Genomic DNA, 10751 nt, shown 5'->3' with positions numbered 1-10751 from the left:
CGCCGGGGCCGGCGCGCCGGACGCCGGCGTGGCGGCGGCAGCCGGTGCGGCCTGAGCCGGCTTCGGGCTCACCGCCGCGCCGATCTGGGCGCGCTGCAGGCCCGAGGTGATGACCCGGTCGCCTGCCGCCAGACCCGAATCGACGATCCAGTTGCCGCCGTCGGCGCGCACCAGATTGATGTCCTTGCGCACGACCTTGTCGTCGGGACCGGCGACGAGCACGAAGGCGCTGGTCGCGTCGCGTTGCACCGCGGCCTGGGGCACCACGTAGATGCCGTCCTGGCGGCCCATGTCGGCGACCAGGGTCACGTACGTGCCCGGCAGCAGGCGGCGGTCGGGATTGGGCACGGTCGCGCGCAGCGCGATGGCGCCGGTCGCCGGGTCGACGACGTCGGCCGAGAAGTCCAGGCTGCCGGTGTGCTCGTAGACCGTGCCATCCTGCAACCGCACCTGCACCGAGGCCTGCTCGCTGCGGTCGACCTGCTTGGCGCGCAGCGCCTCCATGTCCGACACGCTCATCGAGAAGTTCACGTACAGCGGGTCGATCTGGTCGACGGTGGTCAGCAGCGTCACATCGCCCTGTCCGACCAGCGCACCCTCGGTGACCTGCTGCTTGCCGGCGCGGCCCGAGATCGGCGCGCGCACGGTGGCGTAACCTAGGTTGATCTGCGCACTGCGCACCGACGCCCGCGCCGCTTCCAGCGAGGCCTGCGCGCTGCGCTCGGTCGCCAGCGCGTTGTCGAGGTCGGACTTGGAGATGAAGTCGGTGGGCGCCAGCTGACGTGCGCGGTCGGCGGCGGTCTTGGCGTTGGTGTACTGCGCCTGCGCCTGCGCTTCGGCGGCCTGGGCGTTACCGAGCGCGGCTTGCAGTTGCGCCGGATCGATCACGAACAGCACGTCGCCTTCCTTTACGTCGCTGCCTTCGGTGTAGACACGACGCTCGAGCACGCCGGGGACACGGGCGCGCACATCGGCGCTGCGGAACGGCGCGAGCCGGCCGACCAGATCCTGGCGCAGCGGCTGCGCGCCCGGCTGGACAGTCAGCACCTCGACTTCGGGTGGCGGCGGCGCCGCCTGTTCCTGTTGATTGCCACAGGCGGAAAGCGCCGCGGCGAGCACGGCAATGGACAGGATTCGGCGCATGGGAGGACCTGGGGGAGGAGTCGAACGGGATTTACTATACCGGCCAGTATAGCTAATTAGGCAACCGATCTGCACCGTGCAGGAAGTCATTCCGCCACTCGGCTCCCCGAAGCGGCCGTGAACCTTGCTCACAAAATGAACTTGATTCACAATGCGCCGCCGTTCGTGTTCAGGTTCCTCATGTCCGTCACCAGCACCACTGTCGCCCGGCGTCAGCGCGAGATTGCCGAGCGCGAGATCGCCTTGCTCGATGTCGCCCAGGCGCAGATCCAGCGCGACGGGCTGATGTCGTTGCAGATGGCGCGCGTCGCCGAGGAGTGCGGCTATGCGATCGGCACGCTGTACCGGCATTTCGCCAGCAAGGAAGATCTGCTGGTGGCCCTGGCGACACGCAACTGCATGAGCCGGGTGGAGCTGTTCGAGCGCGCGGCGCATTGGCAAGGCCCCACGCGTGAGCGGATGCTGGCCGTGGTTCTGGCCGACCTGCTGATCATGCGTGAGCAGCCGGAGCATTTCCGCCTGGCGCAGTTCGTCTGGACCGACATGGTCTGGGGCGCTGCGTCGGCGGAGAGCCGGCGCCGGGCGCTGGCGGCATTCGAGCCGCTGGGCGACCTGATCGACGGCATCGCGGCCGAAGCCCGCGCGAACGGCGAGCTGCCGTCGTCCACGCTCCCGATCCCGGCACTGACGATGGGCCCATGGATGATGTCGGTCGGGCTGCAGGCGCTGGTGCAGCAGCGCGATCTGATCGACACGGCCGTGATCGGCCACCCCTATCGACTGCTGATCCGCCATCTGCAGTACCTGTTCAACGGCTACGGCTGGCAGCCGCTGGTCGATGCCGGCGACGACGCCGCGCTCGACGCGCTGATCGACCGCGTCAGCCGCGACGTCTTCGGGACCGACTGGTCCAGCATCGCTCCCGCACTGCCCTGCCCTCCTTCCTACGCCTGACGGAACCCCCTATGTCCAGGACCGAGCCCCGACGCGCCCCGCGTCCCCGCCTCCGCATGTTCGTCGTGCTGCTGATCACCGTTCTGGTGTTCGGCGGCGTGTTCCTCGCCAAGTTTCTGTCGGGACGTGCGGTCAACGCCTTCTTCGACGACATGCCGCAGCCACCGGTGGCGATCACCACGTTCGATGCGGTCGAGCAGGCATGGACGACGCCGCTCGAAGCGGTCGGCACCCTGGTCGCGGTCAACGGCACCGATGTCACCACCGAGGCCGGCGGCGTGGTCCGCCGGCTGTCGTTCGAGCCCGGCCAGCCAGTCAAGGCCGGCACGGTGCTGGTTGAGCTCAACACCGACAACGAGCTGGCGGTGCTGCGCTCGAGCGAGGCGGCCGCCAAGCTGGCGGCGGTACAGCGCGACCGCTGGCGCGAACTCGGCAGCGATCAGCTCGTCTCGCAGGCCGAGGTCGAGCAGCGTGCCACCGAGGCGGCAACGGCGCAGGCCCAGGTCGATGCGCAGCGGGCGCTGATCGCGCAGAAGACCATCCGCGCACCGTTCGACGGCGTGCTGGGCATCCGCAAGGTCAACCTCGGCCAGTACCTCGCGCCGGGGGCTGCGATCGTCAGCCTGCAACAGCTCGACCCGATCTTCCTGAACTTCACCCTGCCCGAGCAGCAGCTCCCCCGCATCCAGGAAGGCGCGACCATCGAGGCGCGGGTCGACGCGCTGCCGGACGCGCGCTTCGAGGGCACCATCACCGCAGTCGAGCCCGCGGTCGACCCGAACACCCGCAACTTCCAGGTGCAGGCGACGCTGGCCAACCCGGATGGCAGGCTGCGTCCAGGCGCGTTCGCACGCGTCGGCCTTGCGGTCGGCGGTGCGCAGAATGTGGTCGTGATCCCGCAGACGGCGGTCAGCTTCAATCCCTACGGCAATGCGGTCTACGTGGTGTCGGAGCAGCGCGGCGACGAGAAGGCCGACGCACCCAAGGACGGCGCACAGGGCCCGACGCTGACGGTGCGCCAGCGCTTCATCACCACCGGCCCCACGCGTGGCGACCTGATCGCGGTGACCGACGGCCTCAAGCCCGGCGAGCGCGTGGCCACCAGCGGCCTGCTGAAACTACGCAACGACGCGGTGGTGACGATCAACAACCGCGTCCAGCCGTCCGCAGACGACGCGCCGACGCCCGAGAACCGCTGACGCCGCGCGGGCTCCGGCCCGCCCCGCTCCCTGACCCGCGCTGCGATGCGCGGGGGAGAACGAGATGACATTCACAGACATCTTCATCCGCAAACCGGTGCTGGCGATGGTCGTCAGCCTGTTCATCCTGCTGTTCGGCCTGCGCGCGTTCTCCGAACTCAATGTGCGTCAGTACCCTGAGTTGCAGAATGCGGTCGTCAACATCAGCACCACGTACTTCGGCGCCGACGCCGACCTGATCCAGGGCTTCATCACCACGCCGCTCGAGCGCGAAGTCGCCAGTGCCGAAGGCATCGATTACATCACCTCGACCAGTTCGGCCGGCGTGAGCGTGATCCAGGCCTACATCCGCCTGGACTACGATCCCAACCAGGCCCTCACCCAGATCGCGGCCAAGGTCAACAAGCTGCGCAGCGAACTGCCGGCCGAGTCCGAGAATCCGGTCATCGACCTGCAGCAGGGCCAGCAGGTCGCGGCGATGTATGTCTCGTTCGCCAGCGACACGCTCGACGACAACCAGATCACCGACTACCTCACGCGCGCGGTGGAGCCGAAGATCGCGACGATCCCAGGCGTGCAGCGTGCCGAAATCATGGGCCCGGGCGCATTTGCAATGCGGGTGTGGCTCAAGCCCGACCGGATGACCGCGCTGGGCGTCACCGCCAGCGATGTCCACGCCGCGCTGCAGGCCAACAACGTGCTCTCGGCCCTGGGCTCGACCAAGGGCCAGATGGTGGCGGTCGATCTCACCGCGCGCACCGATCTGCGCACGCCCGATGAGTTCCGCGCGCTGGTGGTGCGCGAGGCAGACGGCGCGATCGTGCGCCTGGGCGATATCGCCGATGTGGTGCTGGGCTCGGAGAACTACGGCTCGTCGGTGCGCATCAACGGGGCCTCGGCCACGTTCATGGGCATCTATGTCTCGCCCGACGCCAACGCGCTGGACGTGATCGCAGACGTGCGCCGCGCCTGGGACAACGAGATCGTGCCGCAGTTGCCCGAGGGCATCGAGGCGACGATCCCCTACGACAGCACCGAGTCGATCCAGGACGGCATCAACGAGGTCATCCGCACGATCATCGAAGCGGTGATCATCGTGATCGTGGTCATCTACCTGTTCCTGGGGTCGCTGCGCAGCGTGCTGATCCCGGCGATCACCGTGCCCCTGTCGCTGGTCGGCGCGCTGTTCCTGATGCTGCTGATGGGCTTCACGATCAACCTGCTCACATTGCTGGCGATGGTGCTGGCGATCGGCATCGTGGTCGACGACGCGATCATCGTGCTGGAAAACATCCACCGCCACATCGAGGAGGGCATGACGCCGTTCGATGCGTCGATCCGTGGCGCGCGCGAACTGGCGTGGCCGGTTGTGGCGATGACCACGACCCTGATCGCGGTGTATCTGCCGATCGGCTTCCAGGGCGGACTGACCGGAGTGCTGTTCACCGAATTCGCGTTCACGCTGGCCGGCTCGGTGCTGCTGTCGGGCGTGATCGCGCTGACGCTTACGCCGATGATGTGCGCCAAGATCCTCAAGCCGCATGGTCAGGGCAGCGGCAAAAGCCGCCTGGAAGCGTGGCTGGACCGCCGCTTCGACGCCCTGCAGCACGGCTATCAGCGACGCCTGCACGGCGCGCTGCAGACCCGCGGCGTGATCCTGGCCTTCGGCGCGGTGGTGCTGGTCTCGTGCGCATTCCTGTACATCGGCGCGCCCAAGGAACCGGCGCCGATGGAGGACGAAGGCTTCGTGTTCGCGATCGGCAGCGCGGATGCGGCAAGCACGCTGGACTATGTCGAGCGCTACACCGAAGAGATGTCCGACATCGTGGATCAGATCCCCGAGATCAACGACTTCTTCCTGTTCAACGGCGGCTTCGGCGGCATGGGGGGCAGCAACAGCGCGATGGGCGGCTTCGTGCTCAAGCCCTGGAGCCAGCGCGACCGTTCGACCAACCAGGTGCTGCAGCAGGACCTGCAGCCCAAGCTTGCCGAGATCACCGGCTTGAACATCTTCGCGCTGGTGCCGCCGTCGCTGCCCTCGGCCGGCGGCGACGGCGGCGGCGAGTTCCTGATCGGCGGCATCGGTTCGCTGGCGCAGCTGTCGGAGATCGCCGACGAGGTCGTCGCGCGCGCGCAGCAGAGCCGGCGCTTCATCTTCCTGGACAAGGACCTGAAGATCGACAAGCCGCGCGTGGAGGTGCAGATCGATCGCGACAAGGCGGCGCTGCTGGGCATCGACATGCGCACGTTGGCGGCCGACATGAGCGCGCTGCTCGCCGGCGGCTACGTCAATCGCTTCGCGATGCAGAACCGCTCCTACCGGGTGATCCCGCAGGTGCAGCGCGCCGACCGGCTCAATGCCGAGCAACTCGGCAACTACTACACCCGTACCCGCAGCGGCGAGCTGATCCCGCTCTCGACGGTGGTCTCGTTCAAGGAAAGCGCGCAGCCGCAGTCGCTCAAGCGCTTCCAGCAGCTCAATGCGGTGGGCATCACCTTCGCGCCGCGACCGGGCGTGACCAAGGGCGAGGCGCTGCGGGTGCTCGACGAGATCGCCGCCGACGTGCTGCCGCAGGGCTACAGCGTGGACTACGCCGGCGAGTCGCGGCAGTTCAAGCAGGAAGGCACCACGATGCTGATCACGCTGGCGTTCGCGCTGGTGATCATCTTCCTGGTGCTGGCCGCGCAGTTCGAGAGCTTCCGCGATGCGCTGATCATGCTGATCACCGTGCCGATGGCGATCAGCGGCGCACTGCTGGTGCTCAACGCGCTGGGCCTGGTGTCGGGCATCCTGCAGTTCGCCGGCATCGAGGCCTTCCCTGGCATGTCGATCAACATCTACACGCAGGTGGGCCTGGTCACCCTGGTGGGTGTGATCTCCAAGCACGGCATTCTGATCGTGGAGTTCGCCAACAAGCTGCAGATCAACGAAGGTCTGAGCAAGGCCGAGGCGATCGAGCAGGCCGCCGCGATCCGCCTGCGACCGGTGCTGATGACGACGGCCGCGCTGGTGTTCGCGATGGTGCCGCTGCTGATCGCCAGCGGTCCGGGTGCGGCGGCGCGCTTCTCGATGGGCCTGGTGATCGCCGCCGGCATGTCGATCGGCACCGCGTTCACGCTGTTCGTGCTGCCGGCGTTCTACCTGCTGCTGGCGCGTGACCACAGCCACGACCGGGGCGCGGTGGCCGCCACGGACGCCGACGGGCACGACGGCAACCCAGCGACGCCGGTGCCCCAGGGGCACTGAGCACGTCGGGGCTGCGCGGCGCCGGCCGCGGCGGCCCCCCCCCCCAGCCCAGCCCGCGCGGCCGCGCGGCGCGCCAGGCCGGGTCGAGCCCCCGGGCGCCCCCCCCGGCGCGGGTGCCCTTGGGGCTTTGCGCACGGGGGGCCCCCGGGGCGCTGGCCGGGGTTGCCACGCCACCGATCAGAGCCGGCGCGGCAGCGCGTCGATCCAGGCCGGATCGAGCACCAGGGCGCCCGCCTCGGCGCTGCCCCCGTCGCCGACGAACGGCAGCACACCCAGACACGGCGCAGGCAATGCGTCGGCGAGCAGCCCCAGATAGTCGTCTGCGCGCGAGAACTCTGGATCGATCCGGTTGCCGACCCAACCCACAAGCCGACAGCCGTCGGCCGCGATCGCGCGTGCGCTCAGCCGGGCATGGCTCAGGCAGCCGAGCCGGAGCCCGACCACCAGCACCACTGCGCCGCCCAGCCACCGCGCCAGGTCCGCATGTTCGATGCCCTCGGCCAGCGGCGCGGCCCAGCCGCCGGCGCCTTCGACCAGCACCACATCGGCCGCCGCGGCGAGCCGCGCGTGCGCCGCGTGCAGATCGGCGGCATTGACGATCACGCCGGCTGCGCGTGCGGCCAGGGTCGGCGCGGTCGCTTCGGGCAGGGCCACCGGGTTGACGTCGGCGTATGCCGGACGGGGCCGGCTGGCGGCCTGCAGCGCCAGCGCATCCTCATTGCGCCAGCCACCGTCCTGCCAATCGCAGCCGCTGGCGACCGGCTTCATGCCGACCGCGCGGCGACCATCGGCACGCAATGCCTGCAGCAGCGCCACGCTGGCGTGGGTCTTGCCGATGCCGGTATCGGTCCCGGTGACCAGGCACGTGCGCGCGCTCATACCGGTGCGCCTATCGGGACGCCAGCGACGGCGCGGCCGGGCGGGTGCGACCCCGCTGCTACACTGCGCGACATGTTCACTTCCACACCTCTGAGCGGCAGCAAGGCCGACCAGTATGCCGCGCTCGCGGCACAGGCCCGCGCTCTGCTGCACGGCGAATCCGACCCCATCGCCAATGCCGCGAACCTCTCGGCGCTGGTCTACCACGCCCTGCCCGACCTCAACTGGGTCGGCTTCTATTTCTACGACGGGACCGAACTGGTCGTCGGCCCGTTCCAGGGCCTGCCGGCCTGTGTGCGCATTCCGCTCGACAAGGGCGTGTGCGGCGCCGCAGCGCGCACCCGGCAGACCCAGCGGGTCGACGACGTGCACGCCTTTGCAGGCCATATCGCCTGCGATGCCGCGTCGCGGTCTGAAGTCGTCGTACCACTGGTCGACGGCGACCGCCTGATCGGCGTCTTCGATCTCGACAGTCCGCTGCCGGCCCGGTTCGACGCCGACGATCAGGCCGGGCTGGAGGCGCTCGCACGGCTCTACGTCGAGCACGCGCGTTGAGCGCGCCGAAGCTGCGCAACCTCGGGCCGAAGTCGGCGGCGTGGCTGCGACAGGTGGGGCTGCGCACGCGCGAGGACCTCGAAGCGGCGGGCGCGGTCGAGGCCTTCGTGCGCGTGCGCCGGGCCGGCTTCCGACCCAGCCTCAACCTGCTGTACTCGATCGAGGGCGCGCTGCTGGACTGCCACTGGCAGGAGGTCCCCGAGGCGCGTCGCCTGCAGCTGACCGAGGCCGCCGAAGCGGCGACCGCACAACTGCCCGACCCGCGCGCACGGACCGCGGGCGGCCCGGTCACCACGATCGTGCACGACGCGGCCGATCGCGACGACGCGATGCCGGGCGACCCCGACGCACGCTGAACCGGACAAGCGCTGGCGTACAATCGCGCCTGCTTCGCGGTGACCCGGCCTGCCTGGGTTGAAACGGGAAGCCGGTGCGGGCGCCGCGAGGCAACCCCATTCCGGCACTGCCCCCGCAACGGTAAGCGTGTGCAAGCGTCGCTTCTCGCCACTGTGCCCTGTGCACGGGAAGGCGCGACGCCTGGGCTCAGACCGCCCACGCGCAAGTCCGGAGACCGGCCTCGAAGTTCCACCTGATTGCGATGCGGCGGGCATTGCGACGACGTTCCGGGTGCGCGTTGCGCCTGGACGGCGGCCCGTGTGCGCCCGTTCCCGCGATCTTCGCCCGCCCGCCCGCCGCGCGTTCGATGCGCGCGCGCAAGGAGACCGCAATGCCGTTCCGCACCTTGACCGTGGCGATCGCCACTGCCCTGCTCGCTCCGTCGGCGCTCGCCGCTCCCGGCGAACTCGACGCCGTGCTCGTCACCGCCAATCGCACCCAGACCGCGCTGGCCGACACCCTCGTGCCGGCGCAGATCATCGACCGCGACGAGATCGAACGCAGCCAGGCGCGCGACCTGCCGGAGCTGCTGCGCGGCCGCGCCGGCATCCAGATCGGCAACAGCGGCGGCCCGGGCAAGCTGAGCTCGATCTTCCTGCGCGGCGCCGAATCCGACCACGTACTGGTGCTCGTCGATGGCGTACGCATCGGCAGCGCGACCGCCGGCATGCCGGCGATCCAGGACCTGCCGATCGACCAGATCGAGCGTGTGGAAATCGTACGCGGCCCGCGTTCGAGTCTCTACGGCTCGGAAGCGATCGGCGGCGTCATCCAGATCTTCACCCGCCGCCACGACGGCGCGATTGCGCCGCACGCACGAATCGGCGCCGGCAGCCACGGCTTGCGCGAAGCCAGCGCCGGTATCGGCGGCCGCAGCGGCCGGGGCTGGTTCGGTGTCGATGCAGCGTTCCAGCGCACCGACGGCATCGATGCCTGCCGCGGCTCGTCGGCGTTGTTCCAGGGGTGCTTCGTTGAAGAGCCCGACCGCGACGGCTACCGCAACCGTTCGCTGAACCTGCGCGCCGGCGTGCAGCTCACCGACGCGCTGCGGCTGGAAGGTCATGCCTTGCATGCCGACGCGTTCAATCAGTTCGACGGCAGCCTCTTCGGCGGTAACGAGGCCGACATCGTGCAGCAGGTGGCAGGCGGAACACTGACCTATGCGCCCTCGGACGTCGTGCGCCTGACCGCGCAGGCCGGCCGCGCCTACGACAAGTCGAGCACCTCCTTCCGCGATGCCGACACCGGCACGCGCAGTCATGTCGGCCGCATCGACACCCGCCGCGACACCGCCTCGGTGCAGGCCGACTTCGGCCTGGCGCCGACCCAGGGCCTGAGCCTGGGCTTCGACTGGCAGGCCGACCAAGTCGACAGCGACACCCGCTACGCGGTGACGGCGCGCGACAACTACGCCACGTTCGTCGAGTACCGCGGTCGCTTCGGCGCGCATCGCCTGCAGGCGAGCCTGCGCCACGACGACAACGAGCAGTTCGGCGGCCACGGCACGGGCAGCCTGGGCTGGGGCATGGAGATGGCCCACGGCCTTCGCGTGACCGCCAGCGCCGGGACCGGCTTCAAGGCCCCGACCTTCAACGACCTGTACTTCCCCGGTTCGGAGAGCCCGGACCTCAAACCGGAACGCTCCAAAAGCGTGAATCTCGGCATCTCGCAGCAGGCGGCCCAGTGGCGCTGGTCGCTCGACGTGTTCGAGAGCCGCATCGACGACCTGATTGTGTTCGTCTACCCGCCGCCGGACTATGTCGGTCGCGGCAGCAACATCGACGAGGCCCGCATCCGTGGCGCCGAGCTGACGTTCGCGACCACCCTCGCCGGCTGGGACCTGTCGACCGAGTTGAGTCACGTCGACCCGCGCGACCGCAGCGAAGGCGCCTATCACGACCACCTGCTCGCCCGGCGCGCGCGCAGCAGCGGCCGGCTCGACATCGATCGCAGCTTTGGCGACCTGCGCATCGGCACTACGCTGCGCGGCGCCGGCGGCCGCTACGACAACCCCGCCAACACGCTGCGCGTCGGCGGCTACGGCACCCTCGACCTGCGTGCGGCGTGGGCGTTCGCACCCGCGTGGACGCTCGAGGCGCGGGCGACCAACCTGCTCGACAAGGACTACGAGACGGTGGCGTGGTACCGCCAGCCCGGGCGCGAGTACGGCCTGGCGTTGCGCTGGCAGCCGCTCGCGCGCTGACGCGGTGCCGGGCGCGGGGGGGGGGCCACGGCGCCCCCCCCCCCCCCCCCCCCCCGCCCCCCCGCCCCCCCCCCCCCCCCCCCCCCCCCCCCCCCCCCCCCCCCCCCCCCCCCCCCCCCCCCCCCCCCCCCCCCCCCCCCCCCCCCCCCCCCCCCCCCCCCCCCCCCCCCCCCCC

Annotated in this window: 8 protein-coding genes and 1 riboswitch; of the genes, 6 read left to right on the top strand and 2 right to left on the bottom strand. The window is 70.1% G+C overall.

The genetic code is table 11. The features are described from left to right. On the bottom strand, positions 1 to 1143 hold a 1143-nt coding region (locus ABE488_RS17575; RefSeq protein ID WP_346449689.1), incomplete at its 3' end, for an efflux RND transporter periplasmic adaptor subunit. 180 nt (positions 1144 to 1323) lie between these two features. Here ABE488_RS17575 and ABE488_RS17570 point away from each other — a divergent pair. From ABE488_RS17570 to ABE488_RS17560, 3 genes are all read left to right on the top strand, one after another. After that, positions 1324 to 2097 carry a helix-turn-helix domain-containing protein gene (locus tag ABE488_RS17570; protein ID WP_346445503.1) on the top strand — a complete coding sequence of 258 codons (774 nt, stop codon included), beginning with the start codon at positions 1324 to 1326 and terminating at the stop codon, positions 2095 to 2097. Positions 2098 to 2153: 56 nt separating this feature from the next. Beyond that, a complete protein-coding gene (locus ABE488_RS17565) occupies positions 2154 to 3296 on the top strand; it encodes an efflux RND transporter periplasmic adaptor subunit (protein WP_346446223.1) in 1143 nt (380 codons plus the stop codon). Positions 3297 to 3360: 64 nt separating this feature from the next. After that, a complete protein-coding gene (locus tag ABE488_RS17560) occupies positions 3361 to 6543 on the top strand; it encodes an efflux RND transporter permease subunit (protein ID WP_346449688.1) in 3183 nt (1060 codons plus the stop codon). Between the two features lie 177 nt (positions 6544 to 6720). On the opposite strand, the gene bioD is transcribed toward ABE488_RS17560, so the two are convergent. Next, positions 6721 to 7422, bottom strand: a complete 702-nt coding sequence (gene bioD / locus ABE488_RS17555) for a dethiobiotin synthase (protein ID WP_346449687.1) — start codon at positions 7420 to 7422, stop codon at positions 6721 to 6723. A gap of 72 nt (positions 7423 to 7494) precedes the next feature. Between bioD and ABE488_RS17550 the strand changes: the two genes are divergently transcribed. The 3 genes from ABE488_RS17550 (at position 7495) to btuB (ending at position 10576) form a co-directional block, all read left to right on the top strand. Further along, a complete protein-coding gene (locus ABE488_RS17550) occupies positions 7495 to 7977 on the top strand; it encodes a GAF domain-containing protein (protein ID WP_346445829.1) in 483 nt (160 codons plus the stop codon). Next, entirely contained in the window at positions 7974 to 8333 is a 360-nt protein-coding gene (locus tag ABE488_RS17545; RefSeq protein WP_346445828.1) for a TfoX/Sxy family protein, read from the top strand. Before ABE488_RS17550 ends, ABE488_RS17545 begins: the two co-directional genes overlap by 4 nt. Positions 8334 to 8353: 20 nt before the next feature. Beyond that, positions 8354 to 8572, top strand: a riboswitch (cobalamin riboswitch). A gap of 132 nt (positions 8573 to 8704) precedes the next feature. Beyond that, positions 8705 to 10576 carry a TonB-dependent vitamin B12 receptor gene (btuB, locus tag ABE488_RS17540; protein ID WP_346449686.1) on the top strand — a complete coding sequence of 624 codons (1872 nt, stop codon included), beginning with the start codon at positions 8705 to 8707 and terminating at the stop codon, positions 10574 to 10576. The last annotated feature ends 175 nt before the right edge of the window (positions 10577 to 10751 follow it).

It is taken from the genome of Luteimonas sp. TWI662, assembly GCF_039673825.1.
Classification (GTDB): Bacteria; Pseudomonadota; Gammaproteobacteria; order Xanthomonadales; family Xanthomonadaceae; genus Luteimonas.
This window is presented reverse-complemented; position numbering and strand designations above follow the sequence as displayed.